This window comes from Parerythrobacter aurantius, from assembly GCF_045291475.1.
Classification (GTDB): Bacteria; Pseudomonadota; Alphaproteobacteria; order Sphingomonadales; family Sphingomonadaceae; genus Parerythrobacter; species Parerythrobacter aurantius.
Map to the genome: position 1 here is coordinate 261,371 of NZ_CP147985.1, position 16,550 is coordinate 277,920.

15 protein-coding genes and 1 tRNA gene are annotated in these 16,550 nt (G+C 66.6%); 12 read left to right on the plus strand and 4 right to left on the minus strand.

All coding sequences use genetic code 11. The features are described 5' to 3' along the window. Positions 1–10: 10 nt before the first annotated feature. Positions 11–1,120: a zinc-binding dehydrogenase gene (locus WAB17_RS01385; protein WP_435418258.1), complete on the plus strand. Its 1,110-nt coding sequence runs from the start codon at positions 11–13 to the stop codon at positions 1,118–1,120. Here WAB17_RS01385 and WAB17_RS01390 read toward each other — a convergent pair. Beyond that, entirely contained in the window at positions 1,117–2,103 is a 987-nt protein-coding gene (locus tag WAB17_RS01390; RefSeq protein ID WP_435418259.1) for an asparaginase, read from the minus strand. The genes WAB17_RS01385 and WAB17_RS01390 overlap by 4 nt on opposite strands. Positions 2,104–2,180: 77 nt before the next feature. On the opposite strand from WAB17_RS01390, the gene WAB17_RS01395 reads away from it, so the two are divergent. The 6 genes from WAB17_RS01395 (at position 2,181) to WAB17_RS01420 (ending at position 6,771) form a co-directional block, all read left to right on the plus strand. Continuing rightward, positions 2,181–2,801: a class I SAM-dependent methyltransferase gene (locus WAB17_RS01395; protein WP_435418260.1), complete on the plus strand. Its 621-nt coding sequence runs from the start codon at positions 2,181–2,183 to the stop codon at positions 2,799–2,801. 63 nt (positions 2,802–2,864) lie between these two features. Continuing rightward, positions 2,865–2,940, plus strand: a tRNA-Val gene (locus WAB17_RS01400). 145 nt (positions 2,941–3,085) lie between these two features. After that, complete coding sequence (gene argH / locus WAB17_RS01405) at positions 3,086–4,423, plus strand: argininosuccinate lyase (RefSeq protein ID WP_435419409.1); 1,338 nt, start codon at positions 3,086–3,088, stop codon at positions 4,421–4,423. Then, positions 4,420–4,659, plus strand: a complete 240-nt coding sequence (locus tag WAB17_RS01410; RefSeq protein WP_435418261.1) for a hypothetical protein — start codon at positions 4,420–4,422, stop codon at positions 4,657–4,659. Before argH ends, WAB17_RS01410 begins: the two co-directional genes overlap by 4 nt. Positions 4,660–4,741: 82 nt before the next feature. Further along, entirely contained in the window at positions 4,742–6,004 is a 1,263-nt protein-coding gene (gene lysA, locus WAB17_RS01415; protein ID WP_435418262.1) for a diaminopimelate decarboxylase, read from the plus strand. Further along, positions 5,992–6,771 (plus strand): NAD(P)-dependent oxidoreductase, encoded by a 780-nt coding sequence (locus WAB17_RS01420; RefSeq protein ID WP_435418263.1) that lies wholly within the window; start codon positions 5,992–5,994, stop codon positions 6,769–6,771. Before lysA ends, WAB17_RS01420 begins: the two co-directional genes overlap by 13 nt. Before the next feature lie 6 nt (positions 6,772–6,777). Here the strand turns inward: WAB17_RS01420 and WAB17_RS01425 are convergent, their stop codons facing one another. Then, a complete protein-coding gene (locus tag WAB17_RS01425; protein WP_435418264.1) occupies positions 6,778–7,752 on the minus strand; it encodes a MarR family transcriptional regulator in 975 nt (324 codons plus the stop codon). A 56-nt stretch (positions 7,753–7,808) separates the two neighbouring features. After that, the gene (locus WAB17_RS01430) at positions 7,809–8,306 is read right to left on the minus strand and encodes a L,D-transpeptidase family protein (protein WP_435418265.1); all 498 of its coding nucleotides are present in this window, start codon (positions 8,304–8,306) and stop codon (positions 7,809–7,811) included. Positions 8,307–8,398: 92 nt separating this feature from the next. Between WAB17_RS01430 and WAB17_RS01435 the strand changes: the two genes are divergently transcribed. Further along, on the plus strand, positions 8,399–10,021 hold the full coding sequence (locus WAB17_RS01435; RefSeq protein ID WP_435418266.1) for an acyl-CoA synthetase: 1,623 nt from the start codon (positions 8,399–8,401) through the stop codon (positions 10,019–10,021). Here WAB17_RS01435 and WAB17_RS01440 read toward each other — a convergent pair. Continuing rightward, positions 10,011–11,300 carry an adenylosuccinate synthase gene (locus WAB17_RS01440; RefSeq protein ID WP_435418267.1) on the minus strand — a complete coding sequence of 430 codons (1,290 nt, stop codon included), beginning with the start codon at positions 11,298–11,300 and terminating at the stop codon, positions 10,011–10,013. The genes WAB17_RS01435 and WAB17_RS01440 overlap by 11 nt on opposite strands. 406 nt (positions 11,301–11,706) lie before the next feature. On the opposite strand from WAB17_RS01440, the gene WAB17_RS01445 reads away from it, so the two are divergent. The 4 genes from WAB17_RS01445 (at position 11,707) to WAB17_RS01460 (ending at position 16,494) form a co-directional block, all read left to right on the plus strand. Continuing rightward, entirely contained in the window at positions 11,707–12,525 is an 819-nt protein-coding gene (locus WAB17_RS01445; protein WP_435418268.1) for an aldo/keto reductase, read from the plus strand. A 48-nt stretch (positions 12,526–12,573) separates the two neighbouring features. Next, positions 12,574–13,029: a tRNA (cytidine(34)-2'-O)-methyltransferase gene (locus WAB17_RS01450; protein WP_435418269.1), complete on the plus strand. Its 456-nt coding sequence runs from the start codon at positions 12,574–12,576 to the stop codon at positions 13,027–13,029. Positions 13,030–13,223: 194 nt separating this feature from the next. Next, positions 13,224–15,062 (plus strand): DUF1800 domain-containing protein, encoded by a 1,839-nt coding sequence (locus WAB17_RS01455; RefSeq protein ID WP_435418270.1) that lies wholly within the window; start codon positions 13,224–13,226, stop codon positions 15,060–15,062. 13 nt (positions 15,063–15,075) lie between these two features. Further along, positions 15,076–16,494 (plus strand): DUF1501 domain-containing protein, encoded by a 1,419-nt coding sequence (locus WAB17_RS01460; RefSeq protein WP_435418271.1) that lies wholly within the window; start codon positions 15,076–15,078, stop codon positions 16,492–16,494. The last annotated feature ends 56 nt before the right edge of the window (positions 16,495–16,550 follow it).

Sequence of the window (16,550 nt, forward strand, 5' to 3'; positions counted from 1 at the left end):
GAGACATCACATGACCACCGGCAAACAGCTTTTCACCACGCTCGAAGCGGACGGCACCCTCACTGTCGCGATCGAGGACGTGACCTTCCCCGAACCGACCGGCAACCAGGTGCTCGTCAAGATGGAAGCGGCCCCGATCAACCCCTCCGACCTTGCGATCCTGACCGGCGCAGCGGACCTCGAGAACGCGGCCTATTCGCCCGGCAAATACGTCGCCACCATGCCGGAGCCGTTCAACACCGGCTCCAAGGCGCGCCACGGGGCGAAGCTTCCCGCCGGTAACGAGGGCGCGGGCACGGTCGTCGCCACCGGTGACAGCGACATGGCCAGTGCGCTGATGGGCCAGCGCGTCGCCTGCGTCCCGGGCAATGCCTACAGCCAGTACTGCATCGCCGATGCGATGATGTGCCTGCCGCTGGGCGACGTCAGTGCCGAGGACGGCGCCTCGGCCTTCGTCAACCCGATGACCGCGCTGGGCTTCGTCGAGAACGCGAAGATGGACGGTCAGAAGGCCATCCTCCACACCGCCGCGGCCTCGAACCTCGGCCAGATGCTGATCAAGATCTGCCAGGAAGACGGTATCGAGCTGGTCAACATCGTCCGCAAGGCCGAGCACGTCGACATGCTCAAGGGACTCGGTGCGAAGTGGGTGGTCAACTCGTCCGACCCCGATTTCATGAAGCAGTTGCGCGAAGCGATTGACGCGACCGACGCCTTCTACGGCTTCGACCCGATCGGCGGCGGACAGGCGACCGACACGGCCTTCAAGGCAATGGAGCAGGTCGCGGTCAGCAAGATGACCGAGTATTCGCGCTACGGCTCGAACCAGCCGAAGCGGATGTTCATCTACGGCCGGCTCGACATGGGGCCGACCATCCTGACCCCCAGCTATGGCTTTGGCTGGACGCTATCGGGCTGGCTGCTGACCCCGTTCCTGCAGCAGGCCGGCATGGAAACGATGATGCGGATGCGCCAGCGCGTGCTCAGCAACATCACGACGACATTCGCCAGCAGCTACAAGCGCAAAGTCAACCTGGAGGAGATGCTGACAAAGGAAGCGGTCATCGATTATCGCGCCATGAAGACCGGCGAAAAATACCTCGTCACGCCCTGGAGCTAACGCCGGTCGAACTCTGCCTGGATCGCGGCGGGATCGGTGATCCCGTGCGCGACCAGCAGGGCCAGCAGGATCCGCGCCTTTGCCGGACCCAGCGCGCGTGCGGCCACCAATCCGCGCGCATCGTCGTCCACCTCCACATTGCGGTCGACCATTCCCTCGTCGACCCGGCTCGATCGCACCACCGGCACCCCAGCTGCTACCGCAGCCTGCAGCGCGTCGAGCACCACGCGCGGCGCGTTGCCCTGTCCCATCCCGGCCAGCACCATGCCTTCGCAGCCGATACCGAGCAGCGCCTCGACCGGCTTGGCATCCATGCCCGCCCCGGCGGTCAGGATCGCGATTCGCGGCAGCCGCTCGGGCCATGCGAACCGCGCCTTCTCGCCCACGCGCGCCGCCGGACCGAACCAGTCGAGGCTCGTCGGTGTGACCCGCGCCAGCGGACCGCGCGGGAAGCCCTTGAAGGCATCGATATTGCTGGTTGCGGCCTTGCGCACGTCGCTCGACGCGAACACCGTGTCGCCCATCACCACCAGCACGCCCCGCGCTGCCGAGGCAGAATCGCTCGCCACCCGCACCCCGTTGGCGAAGTTGCGCATACCGTCGCTGCCGACCGCATTGGCGGGACGCATGGCGCCGACAAGCACCACGGGCTTGCCGGCGTCGATCGTCAGATCGAGCAGCAGTGCGGTTTCCTCCGCCGTGTCGGTCCCGTGGGTGATGATCACGCCGCAAACGCTGTCATCGGCCTGCGCCCGCAGGACCTCGGCGTGGATACGGTTCCATTCGGCCCAGCCGATATCCTGCGAACCGATGCTGGCGATGGCGACCGGGTCGAGCGCCGCGTCGATCCCCAGCGCCTTGATCTCGGCCACCATGTGTTCGACCGAGATTTGCCCGGGCGTGTATCCGCTTCCGAAAGCCGAGCCGCCACTGCCGGCGATGGTGCCGCCGGTGGCAAGGATGCGGATGCGGGGAGGAGCCATGCCCGCCCCCTATCGCACCCGACGTCCGCCCGACAAGCGGATTGCCACGAGGTCGAGCTTCGCGCATGGGACGGGCCATGAGCGAACGCGCCGATGACTATGGCTGGGACGGCAACGATCCCCAATCGAGCGGTTACATCGCGCCCGAAATCCTGCGGTGCCTTCGCGCGATCGGGGCCAGAAGCGTCCTCGACGCTGGATGCGGGAATGGCTCGATCACCGGGCTGCTGGCGCGCGAAGGATTTGCCGTGACCGGTGTCGACGGCGACGCGGGCGGGATCGCAATCGCCGCCGCAAAGCATCCGGACGTTCGTTTCGCTGTCGCCGATTTCGCCAGCCCTGGCTCCAGCGCTTCCGGCGCACCCTTCGATGCCGTGGTAAGCACCGAAGTCATCGAACATCTCTATGCCCCGCACCAACTCGCCCGCTTCGCTTGGGAGGCACTCAAGCCGGGCGGGCACTTCATCGTTACCACGCCCTACCACGGCTACTTGAAGAACCTCGCCCTGGCCGTACTGGGGAAGTGGGACCATCATCACACCGCACTGTGGCACGGTGGGCATATCAAGTTCTGGAGCCGCGATACTTTGGGCCAATTGCTCGCCGCACAGGGATTCGTGCCGGCCGGCTTCGGCGGTGTCGGTCGGCTGCCGTATCTCTGGAAAAGCATGGTCATGACCGTGCGCAAGCCGGGCTGAACCAGATCGGGTGTTGAAATTAACCCGTGTGGCGCTATGTGCCCCGCACCGGCCACACGGCCCGGGCGCTTAGCTCAGTTGGTAGAGCATCTCGTTTACACCGAGAGGGTCGGCGGTTCGAGCCCGTCAGCGCCCACCATCACCGCCTCCTTGCGCCATGCGCCACCCCGCCCTATCGCCACCCGCGAGCAGCACGGGATCGAGCCGACGTGAACGACAAGCCGGATACCATGGGTTCCAATCAGATGTGGGGCGGCCGCTTTGCCGAGGGGCCGAGCGCGATCATGCGCGAGATCAACGCCTCGATCCCGTTCGACAAGGCGCTGTGGCGGCAGGACATTGCCGGATCGCGCGCGCATGTCGCCATGTTGGCGCAGCAGGGCATTGTCAGTGCGGAGGACGCTGCGCAGATCGACGCCGGGCTCGCCAGGATCGCCGCTGAGTACGAGGCCGATGGCGTGCCCGAGGATTGGAACCTCGAAGACATCCACATGACCGTCGAGGCGCGGCTGACCGAACTGGTCGGCCCTGTCGCTGGTCGCCTGCACACGGCGCGCAGCCGCAACGACCAGGTGGCCACCGACTTCAAGCTGTGGGTGCGCGAGGCGATGACGCGGGCCTTGGCGGGCATAGATGCGCTGCAACGCGCACTAGTGACGCGGGCGGGCGAACATGCCGCCAGCGTCATGCCGGGATTCACCCATTTGCAGACCGCGCAGCCGGTGACGCTCGGCCATCACCTGCTGGCCTATTACGAGATGCTGCGGCGCGATGCCTCGCGCTTTTCCGATGCGCTGGCGCGGGCAGGCGAGTGCCCGCTGGGCGCGGCGGCTCTGGCCGGGACCGGCTTCCCGCTCGACCGCGAGAAAACCGCCAAGGCGCTCGGCTACGCGCGTCCGACCGCCAACAGCCTCGACACTGTCTCCGACCGCGATTTCGCGCTCGATTACCTGATGGCCGCGAGCCAGTGCGCGCTGCACCTCAGCCGCCTCGCCGAGGAGCTGATCTTGTGGGCGAGCCAGCCTTTCGGATTCGTCCGCCTGCCGGACAGCCTCTCCACCGGCAGTTCGATCATGCCGCAGAAGAAGAACCCCGACGCGGCCGAGCTGGTGCGCGGCCATGCCGGACGCATCGTCGGCAGCGCGACCTCGCTGATGGTGACGATGAAGGGCCTGCCGCTCGCCTATTCGAAGGACATGCAGGACGACAAGCCGCCGGTGTTCGAAGCCGCCGGCCTGCTGGACCTGTGCCTTGCGGCGATGGAGGGCATGATCGCAGGCGCCGATTTCCGCACGGACCGCATGCGGCAGGTGGCGGGCCTCGGCCATGCAACCGCGACCGATCTCGCCGACTGGCTGGTGCGGGCAGCCGATATCCCGTTCCGCGAAGCGCACCACATCACCGGGGCGGCGGTGAAGCTGGCAGACAGCCAAGGCTGTTCGCTGGAAGAGCTCTCGCTGGACGATCTGCAGTCGATCGACGGACGCATTACCGAGGCTGCCCTCGACGTGCTGACGCTCGATGCCTCGGTGGCCGCCCGCGCGTCCTATGGCGGCACGGCGCCTATTCGCGTAAGGGAGCAGGTCGCCGCAGCGCGCCGCGCCCTGGGGATGGAGAAATGATGCGTAACTATGTCGTCCCCGCCATTGTGCTGGCACTCGCAGGCTGCGGGCAGCAGGCCGACCTGCAGCGTCTCGAAGGCACGGGCGGTCCGGCCACGCCGTATGGGGCGGCAAGAGAGCCGACCACCGAGGAACTGCTCGCGCCCGATACGCTTGCGGCCCCCGAACGCAGCGTCGAATTGCGTCGCCGGTCGGAAGAACGGGAAGACGATCCGTTCGACCTACCACCCGAATAATCCCGATCCGGGGTAGGCGAGTTACCCCTGTTCCAAGCTAAGCTGTCTCGACTTCGCCGCGACCGGTCGGCAAGGGGCGCAGATGGACCATTTCGAGCTTCGCGACGGTGTGCTTCACGCCGAGAATGTCCCGCTGCCCGCGATTGCCGAGGCGGTGGGCACGCCCGTTTATGTCTATTCGCGCGCTACGCTGGAACGCCATGCCCGAGTCTTTACCGAGGCGCTGGCCGAGGTGCCGCACAAGCTCGTCGCCTTTGCGGTCAAATCCAATCCGAACCTCGCCGTGCTCAAGGTACTGCAGCGTGCCGGCTTCGGCGCGGATGTCGTGTCGGGCGGCGAATTGCGACGCGCGCTGGCTGCCGGGATGAGCCCGGACAAGATCGTCTTCTCGGGCGTGGGCAAGACCCGGGCCGAACTCCAGCTCGGCCTTGCCGAGGACATCGGCCAGTTCAATATCGAATCGCGCGAGGAAGGCTACGAGCTGGCCGGGCTCGCGGCAGCCTTGGGTCGGCGCGCGCCGGCGTGCCTCCGGGTCAATCCCGACGTGGACGCGAAGACCCATGCCAAGATCTCGACGGGCAAGGCGGAAAACAAGTTCGGCGTTCCCCTGATGCGGGCGCTGGAAACTTTCGACGAGCTCGCCACGCTCGATGGCCTCGACCTGCGCGGCGTGGCGGTTCACATCGGTAGCCAGCTGGCCGATCTCGGGCCGCTCGAAACGGCCTTCGGCAAGGTCGGGCAACTGGTGCTGGACCTGCGGGCAGCAGGGCACACCATCACCCATGTCGACCTCGGCGGAGGTCTTGGTGTGCCCTACAAGGCCGGGGACGTCCTTCCCGCACCGGCCGAATATGGCGCAATGGTTGCCCGCGTCACACGCGACTGGGGGGTTCACCTCACCTTCGAGCCGGGCCGCGTCATCGCCGGCAATGCCGGGGTGCTGCTGACCCGGGTGGTTCGGGTCAAGCGCGGCGGCAACGGCCCGCCCTTCGTGATCGTGGATGCGGCCATGAACGACCTTGCCCGTCCTGCACTTTACGGTGCGTGGCACGATTTCGACGCGGTCGAACCGACCGGCGAGAGGATGCTGGCCAATATCGTCGGGCCGATCTGCGAGACGGGCGACACATTCGCCACGGACCGCGATTGCGATGCGCTCGGCTCGGGCGATCTGGCGGTCTTCCGCACCGCCGGGGCCTACGGCGCGACCATGGCCTCGAGCTACAACTCGCGCGGCTTCGTTGCCGAGGTGCTTGTCGACGACGACAGGTTCGCCGTGGTCGCCGACCGGATCGATGCCGGCGCGATCATGGATGCGGAGCGGGTGCCGGAATGGCTGGCATAGGCTCGCTGCCGCTGTTCCACCGCATCCGCGGTACCCGCGTAGTCGTCGTCGGCGATGGCGAGATGGCCGAAGCCAAGGCGCGGCTGGTCGAGCGCGCCGGCGGCATCCCGTGCTCGGAGGCCGAAGCCCATCATGCCCGGCTTGCCTTTATCGCGCTCGAAAGCGAGCGCGATGCGCGCGCCGCTGCGGCGCGGCTGAAAAGCAGGGGTCTGCTGGTCAATGTCGCAGACATGCCGGAGCTGTGCGATTTCACGCTGCCCAGCATTCTCGATCGCGAACCCGTGCTCGTCGCCGTTTCCACCAGCGGTGCATCCGCCGGCCTTGCCAAGCATCTGCGCCTGCGGCTTGAGCGGCTGCTTCCGCAAGCACTGGGCGAACTGGCAGCGACGCTTGCCGGGGCGCGCGATGCCATGCGGGCCCGCTATCCCGACGGCGCGAAGCGCCGCCGCGCGCTGGATGCGGCGCTGGCGGAGGGCGGCATGCTCGATCCCTTCGCCCCGGGCGGTGCAGAACGCGTCGACCGCTGGCTTACCGGCGCGGCGGACACGCTCGCCACCGGCGTGTTCGACATGACCGTGCATGGCGACGATCCGGAAGACCTGACCCTGCGCCAGGCACGCCTTCTCGGCATGGCCGATACCGTACTGCATGACGAAGCGGTCGCCCCCGCGATACTCGACCGAGCGCGTGCTGACGCTTTGCGCCGCCCGCTTCCCCAAGACCCTGCCGGGTTCGAAGGCATCATCGTGGTCCTGCGGCGCGCCTGACAGCGCCTATACTATCCGGCCCGCGTCCGTTCCGATCTCGGCAAAATACCGGGCCATGCTATCGGCTGCGGAATCCGACAGGGCGATGAACGCGCGGCGACGATCCTGTTCGTCCTCCACCCGGACGAAAATCCCCATTTCCACCATCTGGCTGATCCAGCGCAGGGCTGTGGTCGGCGGAACACCGCTGGCGATACAGAGCGAAGTTACAGAAACGCGGCCATGCTCCGCCCTCGCGGCCGTCAGGTCGAGAAGCATATCCCAGGCCGGATCGGCAAACAGGTCGCCCTCGAACAGGCGGTTTCGCGCCTGACGCTGGCGGATGATCTGGCGCACCAGTCGCGGATCGGGCATCGGCGGGCGGGCGGTGCGAGCCAGCTTCTGCGAAAACGCGCCGTCACCCCCCGCGGCATAGCCCCGGCTGGGTGAGCGGAGCCGTAGTTCCGCGGCCGAATCGTTTGCCGGCGCCAGCGCATCAAGCTTGCGTGCAATCTCCGCCACCTGCTCGGCCAGACGCAGCAGGGATACCTGGTCCCCATTCGAATGCTCGCGAACACGCACACCGGCAATGTTGGCCAGCTCCTGCCCCAAGGCAACTACGCGTTCACCCCTAGTCGGCGCGACAAGGATGCGCGGTTGCGACTGGTCCAGGCAGGCGAATACGTCCTCCAGCGCATCGAGCATGGTCGAGACCACCAGCCGCGCACCGCTCCGGGCGACGCGCATGTCGAGCCGCGCCAGCGCCGCCAGCGTCGCGGCGTCGACCTGAGGGCAATCGAGCAGCACGATTTCGCCGAGCGCGACGGGCGCGCCGTCCAGCATCTCGCCCAGGGCCGCTTCGCGCAGGACACGAAAGCCCGCACCGCCCACATCCTCCGCGATCAGGGCGCGGACATGCGGCCGATCCGCAAAGATCGACACGGCCATCGGCAGTCCGGCCGCATCCCGGGATGTGGTGTATTCGAGCTGGGCGGCAAGCATGGCGATTCTCCCTGGATTGAGAACAGGGATAGAACAAAGCACGAATTGGTCAAGAACTACCGGCGGATTTCGATCGGCGTTCCGTCCGGAACCAGCCGCCACAATTCGTCCATTTCGGCATTGGAGAAGGCTATGCAACCGTCCGTCCAGTCACCGGCCATGCGCCCGAATGGCAGTCCGCTCGGTTGGCCGTGAAGGAAGATGTCGCCGCCGGGCGACCGGCCCTGTTCCTCGGCAAACGCGCGATCCTGCGCGTTGGGATAGGAAACCCGGAGGCTGAGGTAATAGGCGCTTTGCGGGTTGCGGGTATCGATGGTGTAGCGCCCCTCCGGCGTACGCTCGTCGCCTTCGAACCGCTTGTGGCCGAACCGCTCGCCCCCGAACTGGAGACCCGCATAGCGCCGTATCTCCGCGCCCCCGCGATAGAGCACCAGCGTCCTGTCCGATTTGTCGACCAGCAGGAAATCTGCCGAGGGCACGGCTGTACCCAGCGGCTCTTGCGCCGGAACGCAGCCCACAAGCAACAGTGCCAGGATAGCAACCCGACGGATCATTCCACGCAGCCTAGGCCGTCCGGCAGGGATGACAAGCCGGGCGTTCGCGCACATAGTCCGCCCCACTTGGTCGCGCCGAGGGAGAGACGGGCATGATCTGGCATTTCGCATCGCTGTTCGAAACGGTCGCCACGCTGGTGCCGGACAAGCCCGCGCTGATCGAAGGCGGGATGCGGCGGTGCTGGCGCGAGTACGAGGAGCGGGCGGCGCGGCTGGCGTCGTTGCTGGTCGAAAATGGCATCGCGCCCGATGCCAAGGTGGCCCTGTATGGCCACAATTCGCCCGAATTTCTCGAAGCGCAGTTTGCGGTGTTCAAGGCGCGCGCGGTGCCGATCAACGTCAACTACCGCTATGTCGAGGAGGAACTCGCCTACCTGTTCGACAATGCCGATGTCGAAGCAGTGTTCTTCGATGCCCGCTTCGCGCCGCAATTGGCGGCGATCCGCGACCGGCTGCCGAAGCTGAAGCTGTTCGTCCGTATGGACGACGGCACCGGAGAAGAGCTGGCGGGCGCGGTGGACTACGAAGCCGCCATTGCGAGCAACGAACCCCTGCCCCCGCTCGATTACAGCGAGGACGACATCTACATGGTCTACACCGGCGGGACGACCGGCATGCCCAAGGGCGTCATGTACCGCCACGGCGACTTCGTGAAGGGGGTCGCGGGATTCCTGCTCGGCCCGGAGATCGAACCGACGCCCGAAATCATCGTCGGCGCCATCCGCATGCTCGAAGCTGGCGGCGAGCTGCCGATCGCCTTCCCTGCCTGCCCGCTGATGCACGGCACCGGCATGTGGCTCGGCGGGTTTGCCGCGCACAGCTTCGGCGGGGCGGCAGCACTGCTGCGCGACGAGCGGTTCGATCCCGACCGGGTGTGGCGCTATGCCGCCGAGGTCGGCGCGACGGCGATCATCATCGTCGGCGACGCCTTCGCCAAGCCGATGCTCGCGGCGCTGCGCAGTGCGGTCGAGCGGGGGGATGCGCCGGACCTTTCGGCGCTGAAGGCCATCGGTTCCTCCGGCGCGATGTTCTCGGCCGAGACCAAGCAGGGGCTGCTCGAACTTCTCGACATCGAGATCCGCGACGCGATGGGATCGACCGAGGGCAGCATGGGCTCCTCCATCGTCAGCCGCGCCGAACCGCCGGGGCCGACCGCGCGCTTCATGATCGGGCCGCATACCAAGGTGTTCGACGAGAACGACGAGGAGATCGCCCCCGGCTCCGACAAGGCGGGCATGATCGCCAACGGCGGCTTCACGCCGGTCGGATATTACAAGGACCCTGAGAAGAGCGCGAAGACGTTCCGCACCGTGGGCGGCCACCTCTATTCCTTCCCGGGCGACTTTGCCAAGGTCGCGGCGGATGGCTCGCTGATCCTGCTCGGGCGCGGCTCGGTCTGCATCAACACCGGCGGCGAGAAGGTGTTTCCCGAAGAGGTCGAGGAAGCCCTCAAGGCCCATGACAGCGTGTGGGACGCGCTGGTGGTGGGCGTACCCGACGAACGCTTCGGCGAGCGGATCGTCGGCGTCGTCTCGACGGCGCCGGGTCACGCAATCGACGAGCCCGCGCTCATCGACTTCGCCCGCACGCGGCTGGCCGGCTACAAGATGCCGCGCCAACTGGTGGTGGTCGATACCGTCGCCCGTGCCGCCAATGGCAAGGCGGACTACAAATGGGCCAAGGAGACCGCGCTGCGGCGGTCACCTAGTCCATGAACGGATCGCGCACCAGGATGGTGTCATCGCGCTGGGGGCTGGTGCTGACGAGGGCCACCGGGGTCTCGATCAGTTCCTGCACGCGCTGGATATACTTGATCGCGTTGGCTGGCAGGTCGGCCCAGCTGCGCGCGCCGACGGTGCTTTCGGCCCAGCCGTCCATTTCCTCGTAGATCGGCTCGACCGCGGCCTGGCTGGCGGCGTGGCTGGGGAAATAGTCGAGCACCTTCCCGTTCAGCCGGTACCCGGTGCAGATCCTCACCTTGGGCAAGCCGTCGAGCACGTCGATCTTGGTCAGGGCAATGCCGGTGACGCCGCTGATGGCGCAGCTCTGGCGCACGATCACCGCATCGAACCAGCCGACGCGGCGCTTGCGCCCCGTGACCGTACCGAACTCGTGCCCGCGCTCGCCGATGCCCTGCCCGATCTCGTCCTCGAGCTCGGTCGGGAACGGCCCGCTGCCTACGCGGGTGGTGTAGGCCTTAACGATCCCCAGAACGAAACCGGTGACATTGGGGCCGAGCCCGCTGCCGCTTGCCGCCGTGCCGCTGACGGTGTTGGAGCTGGTGACGAAGGGATAGGTGCCGTGATCCACATCGAGCAGCACGCCCTGCGCCCCTTCGAACAGGATCCGCGCCCCGGCCTTGCGGACTTTCTTCAGCCGCTTCCACACCGGCTGGGCATATTGCAGCACCGACGGCGCGATCTCGCGCAGGTCGGCCAGCAGTTTCTCGCGATCCACCGGCGGCTCGCCGAACCCGGCGCGCAGCGCGTCATGGTGTGCGCACAGCCGGTCGAGCTGCGGGCCGAGGTCGTCGAGATGCGCAAGATCGCACACGCGGATCGCGCGGCGGCCGACCTTGTCCTCGTACGCCGGGCCGATGCCGCGCCCGGTGGTGCCGATCTTGCCAGCGCCGGCGGCGGTTTCGCGCAAGGCGTCGAGATCGCGGTGGATCGGCAGGATCAGCGGGCAATTGTCGGCGATGGCGAAGTTCTCGGTGGTGATCTCGACCCCCTGCCCCTCGAGCTTGGCGATCTCATCCCGGAGATGCCACGGGTCCAGCACCACGCCATTGCCGATGATGGAAAGCGTTCCGGTCACGATCCCGCTCGGCAACAGGCTCAGCTTGTAGGTAGTGTCGCCCACCACCAGCGTGTGGCCTGCGTTGTGTCCGCCCTGGAAACGGACGACGGCATCGGCGCGGTCGGCCAGCCAGTCGACGATCTTGCCCTTGCCCTCATCGCCCCACTGGGCGCCGATCACGGTTACGTTAGCCATGGATATGCCTTGTCCCCTGCCGGGGTGATCCACAAGGTCCTTCGACAGGACTCGACCAGGGGACGGAATGGAGGGGCGCGGCGCGTCCCGAATGCGGTGCGCGCCCTAGGGCGGAGGGGTGCGGAGAGTCAAGCGGGAGGGTGCCCATGTCACACACAGCCCCCCGCTTTTCAAAGCCGAGCGCCGGGAATTTCTGTCCGCTTTCCATAGGCTTGGTACCAAAAGCGGGGCATGATCGTGTCACTTTTGCGAATCCTTCGGACTCGCTGCTTCGGGGAGCGCATGCCTAGCGGACCAGCGGGCTGTAGGAAAACGTATCGCCTGCCGCCGAGCGGCGCATGGGGCGGCGTGACATTCAGCCGGAAACCATCGGCCTCGCCCGCCATTGATCCTCAAAGGAGATCACATGACCGACCAGCCCACCCTCGCCCTCAACGATGACCGCCGGATTCCGCAACTCGGCTTCGGCACCTGGAACATCGACGCGGATGACGCCGCCGATTGCGTCCGCGCCGCGCTCGATGCGGGATACTGGCTCATCGACACGGCCGCGATCTACGGCAACGAGAAGGAAGTCGGCGAAGGCATCGGCGAATGGTCCGACATCTTCCTCCAGACGAAGATCTGGAACTCCAGCCAGGGATACGACCGGACGCTCGCCGCAGCCGAAAAGTGCCTCGCGCGGCTCGGCCGCGAGCATGTCGACATGTTGCTGATCCACTGGCCCTGCCCGGAAAAAGGGCTGTTCGTGGAGACATGGAAGGCGCTGATCGAACTGCGCGACCAGGGCAAGGCCAAGTCCATCGGCGTGTCCAACTTCCGCGAGGAAGACCTGAAGCGCATCGTCGACGAAACCGGCGTGGTGCCCGCGCTCAACCAGATCGAACTGCATCCCGGCTTCCAGCAGCGCGCGACGCGCGAGGTGCACGACGCCATGGGCATCGTCACGCAAAGCTGGTCGCCGCTCGGCCAGGGCAATGCCTTCGGCAACGACACGATCGAGGCCATCGCGGCGGAGACAGGCCAGAGCGCGCCCGCAGTGGTGATCCGCTGGCACATCCAGAGCGGCTTCAGCACCCTGCCGCGCTCGACCAATCCCGATCACATTCGCGGCAACTTCGGCGCGCTGTCCTTCGAACTGAGCGACGACCAGATGCGGCGGATCGACGCGCTGGATCGCGCGGACGGCCGCATCGGGCCGGACCCGGCGCATTTCAACGGCTAGCCCACAGCCCCCTTGCATCCCGTCTCCGGCCGCGCCACTGGCTCGGCCATGCGCATCGCCCTCTACGAACCCGAAATCGCCGGCAATGTCGGCGCGGTCATGCGGCTCGGCGCCTGCATGGGCGCGGCCATCGACCTGATCGAGCCGCTGGGCTTTGCATGGGACGACCGCCGGGTACGACGCGCAGCCATGGACTACATCGATCATGTCGAGGTGGTCCGGCATCCCGGCTTCGCGGCGTTTCGCGCCAGCCTCGAACTTGGATCGCGGCTTGTCCTGTTCACGACCAAGGCGTCCGGTTCGCTCTACGACTTCGCCTTCCAGCCCGACGACGTGCTTCTGTTCGGCAAGGAAAGCGCCGGAGTACCCACCGATGTTGCAGACGGATGCGACGCGCTGGTCCGCATACCCATGCGGCCCGAGGTGCGCTCCATGAACATGGCATCGTCGGTCGCCGTGGCGGTGGGCGAAGCCTTGCGCCAGACCGGAACGTTGCCCGGGTAACATAACTCATGCCCACCAGTGCGGTCTTTGCGCCAAGCTGTCGACTTGTCCCGTCGCTATCCCGGGCCGCTTGCCATAGTAAAGACGGGGTTAAGTCCATGCGGTAGGATTTTCCGCAGGGGATGACGGGCATATCCGGGGGCATGACGGTCGCATGGGGGCGGCCGCGAGGGATCGGACGGGAGCCGGGTCGAATGAGGGACGAAACGCTGGATGCGGCGGATGCCGCACGTTTGCACGATGCTTTTCCGGCCGATAATCCGCCCGAGCCTGTTTCCCTTGACGGGGCGATGCCTCTTCCAGCGAAGGGCACCGCGGCTTCGGCACTGGCGCTCGCAGTCGCGGCTTGCGGCGGTGGCGGATCATCCGGCGGCGGCAGTCCCCCCACTGGCGGCACGCCCCCGCCGACCTTCCTGAAACCCGACACCGACGCGCAGGCCGCGCGTTTCATCCTGCACGCTTCGCTCGCCGCGTCGCCCGCTGCCATCGCCGACGTGCGGGCACGCGGCTACGAGCCCTGGCTTGATTCCCAGATGGCGCTGGCCAACGACCAGACGGCCGAACAGTTCTTCGTCGCCCGCGGTTACGACGCCGTCGATTCCAACCAGTACTACTTCAACTCCGGCATCGGCGACCGGATGATCTGGAAACAGCTGCTGAGCGGCAACAGCGGGGTGCGCAAACGGGTTGCACTGGCCCTGTCCGAGTTTTTCGTGGTCTCGCTCAACAGCATCGACATAAGCTGGCGCAGCCAGGCCATGGGATATTACTGGGACCAGTTGAACAGCCATGCGTTCGGCAACTTCCGCGACCTGCTGGAAGCCGTGACCCTGAACCCGGCAATGGGTGTCTTCCTCAACACGCTGGGCAATCGCAAGGCCGACCCGCGCACCGGGCGTGTGCCGGACGAAAACTACGGCCGCGAGGTGATGCAGCTGTTCTCCATCGGCCTCTACCAGCTCAACCCCGACGGCACTGTCAGGGCTGGGTCGAACGGCAACCCGGTCGAAACCTACACCAACGAGGATGTGACGGGCATCGCGAAGTCCTTCACCGGTTACGACTACGATTACACCGGCGTCACCTTCACCACCGCGCCCGGTTCGACCAACCAGGTCCAGAGCCCGCGTTACGTCCGCCAGCCGATGACGGCCGACCCGGCCAAGTGGCGGCGGCCCGGCACGACGAGCTTCCATGCGGATGATGCCAAGACCTTCCTCGGCACCACCATCCCGGCGGGAACCGGGGCTGCGGAAACCCTGCGGCTGACGCTCGATACACTGTTCAACCATCCCAACACCGGGCCGTTCTTTGCCAGGCAGATGATCCAGCGCCTTGTCACCAGCAATCCCTCGGCCGCCTATGTCCAGCGGGTGGCGGCTGTTTTCGCCAACAACGGCAGCGGGCGGCGCGGCGATTTGCGGGCGATGTTCAAGGCCATCCTGCTCGACGACGAGGCGCTGGCCGCGACCGGCCTGACCGACAACCGCTTCGGCAAGCTGCGCGAACCGATGCTGCGTTTCGCGCAGTGGGGCCGGACCTTTGGCGCCGCATCGGCGAGCGAGAACTGGGAAATTCCAGACCTCTCGGACAGTGCGGGACGGCTGGGACAATCGCCGCTGCGCTCGCCCTCGGTGTTCAATTTCTTCCGCCCCGGCTTCGTGCCGCTCAACACCCAGGCCGCCGCCAACAATCTCGTCGCGCCGGAATTCCAGCTGGTCAACGAGAGCACTGTCGCGGGTTACGTCAACTTCATCGAGCGCACGATCGACGGCTCGGGCTTCTGGGTGTCGGACGTCAAGGCCGCCTATACCGACGAGCTGGCGATCGCCCACGATGCGCCTGCCCTGCTCGACCGGCTCGACCTGTTGCTGACCGGCCGGCAGCTTTCGCAAGCGACCCGCGACCTCATCCTCGGGGCGATGAATGCCGAAGCGGTTACGCAGGCGTCTGACGATGTCACCAAGCGGCGGCGCATCCACATCGGCGTGCTGCTGGTGATGGTCGCCAACGAATACCTGGTCCAGAAGTAAGGGAGCGCGGGACATGTTCATCGGCAAGAACACCGAGATTTCACGCCGCGCCTTCCTGCAGCGGACAGGTCAGCTGGCCGTGGCGGGCTCCGCAGCGAGCTATGCGCTGGGCCTCGCGGGCATCGGCGAGGCGGCGGCCTTCAGTTCGGCGGGGGGCTACAAGGCGCTGGTGTGCGTCTTCCTCTACGGCGGCAACGATTACGCCAACACGCTCATTCCCGTCGACCAGCCGAACTACGACCGTTACGCCGCGATCCGCGGCGGCGGCGGGACCGGCGGCATCGCGCTGACGCAGGCGAGCCTCGCCAACACTGTGCTCGCCCTGCCGCAGGGCCAGACGCTGACGAACGACATCCGCTATGCCCTCGCCCCGACGATGCCGCGCCTCAAGGCCCGTTACGACGAGGGGGTGATGGCGCCGCTACTCAATGTCGGCCCGCTGGTGGTCCCGCTCACGAAGGTACAGTATCAGAGCGATAACAACGCAAGCTTTCCCAAGCCGCCCAAGCTGTTTTCGCACAACGACCAGCAATCGACCTGGCAGAGCTCCGGCCCGGAAGGAACCGTCACCGGCTGGGGCGGGCGGATGGGCGATCTCGCGCTGTCGTCCAATACCAATTCCATGTTCACCGCCATCAACGCCACGGGGAACGCCGTCTTCCTGTCGGGCCGCAATGCCCTGCCCTACCAGGTTTCGACCAACGGCGCGGTGACGATCGGTGGTCTCAGCCGGCGCGTCTACAATTCGACCGCGGCGCGCGACGCGCTGACCAGTCTCCTGCGCGCGCACAACGGCCATGTGTTCGAGGCGGACTATGCCCAGACCATGGCGCGCTCGATCACCTATGGCGGTTTCGTCAACGATGCCTTGCGCAATGCGTCCCTCACTACGGATTTCGGCACCACCAACCGGCTGGCCGGCCAGCTGTCGGTCGTGGCGAGGCTGATCGCGGCCCGCGCCGCGCTCGGCGTCACGCGGCAGGTGTTCCTCGTCAGCCTCGGCGGCTTCGACCACCACGACGGCCTGCTCGGCAGCCACGATGCCCTGCTCGGCCAGGTCGATTTTGCCATGGACGCCTTCTACCGCGCCACGGTGGAACTGGGCGTGGCCAACCAGGTGACAACCTTCACCGCCTCCGACTTCGGCCGCACGCTCAGCTCCAACGGCGATGGCAGCGACCACGGATGGGGTGCGCATCACTTCATCATGGGCGGGGCGGTCGCCGGCGGCAGGTTCTACGGCACTGCACCGCAGGTCTCGGTCACCTCCGACGACCAGGTGGGACAGGGGCGGCTGCTGCCGACCACCTCGGTCGACGAATATTCGGCGACACTGGCGCGCTGGTTCGGGGTGTCGGACAGCGAACTGCCGAGCGTCGCACCCAACATCGGGCGCTTCGCGACCTCCAACCTGGGTTTCATGCGCATCTGACCCTGCGACAATCGGTGACAATTCGCGACTGGCTTTCGTACCGGACTACGGGCGAT

Coding starts and splice junctions, on each gene's coding strand:
- WAB17_RS01385 (WP_435418258.1), top strand. CDS start 11: ATGACCACCGGCAAACAGCTTTTCACCACGCTCGAAGCGGACGGCACC.
- WAB17_RS01390 (WP_435418259.1), bottom strand. CDS start 2,103: ATGGCTCCTCCCCGCATCCGCATCCTTGCCACCGGCGGCACCATCGCC.
- WAB17_RS01395 (WP_435418260.1), top strand. CDS start 2,181: ATGAGCGAACGCGCCGATGACTATGGCTGGGACGGCAACGATCCCCAA.
- argH (WP_435419409.1), top strand. CDS start 3,086: ATGCGCGAGATCAACGCCTCGATCCCGTTCGACAAGGCGCTGTGGCGG.
- WAB17_RS01410 (WP_435418261.1), top strand. CDS start 4,420: ATGATGCGTAACTATGTCGTCCCCGCCATTGTGCTGGCACTCGCAGGC.
- lysA (WP_435418262.1), top strand. CDS start 4,742: ATGGACCATTTCGAGCTTCGCGACGGTGTGCTTCACGCCGAGAATGTC.
- WAB17_RS01420 (WP_435418263.1), top strand. CDS start 5,992: ATGGCTGGCATAGGCTCGCTGCCGCTGTTCCACCGCATCCGCGGTACC.
- WAB17_RS01425 (WP_435418264.1), bottom strand. CDS start 7,752: ATGCTTGCCGCCCAGCTCGAATACACCACATCCCGGGATGCGGCCGGA.
- WAB17_RS01430 (WP_435418265.1), bottom strand. CDS start 8,306: ATGATCCGTCGGGTTGCTATCCTGGCACTGTTGCTTGTGGGCTGCGTT.
- WAB17_RS01435 (WP_435418266.1), top strand. CDS start 8,399: ATGATCTGGCATTTCGCATCGCTGTTCGAAACGGTCGCCACGCTGGTG.
- WAB17_RS01440 (WP_435418267.1), bottom strand. CDS start 11,300: ATGGCTAACGTAACCGTGATCGGCGCCCAGTGGGGCGATGAGGGCAAG.
- WAB17_RS01445 (WP_435418268.1), top strand. CDS start 11,707: ATGACCGACCAGCCCACCCTCGCCCTCAACGATGACCGCCGGATTCCG.
- WAB17_RS01450 (WP_435418269.1), top strand. CDS start 12,574: ATGCGCATCGCCCTCTACGAACCCGAAATCGCCGGCAATGTCGGCGCG.
- WAB17_RS01455 (WP_435418270.1), top strand. CDS start 13,224: ATGAGGGACGAAACGCTGGATGCGGCGGATGCCGCACGTTTGCACGAT.
- WAB17_RS01460 (WP_435418271.1), top strand. CDS start 15,076: ATGTTCATCGGCAAGAACACCGAGATTTCACGCCGCGCCTTCCTGCAG.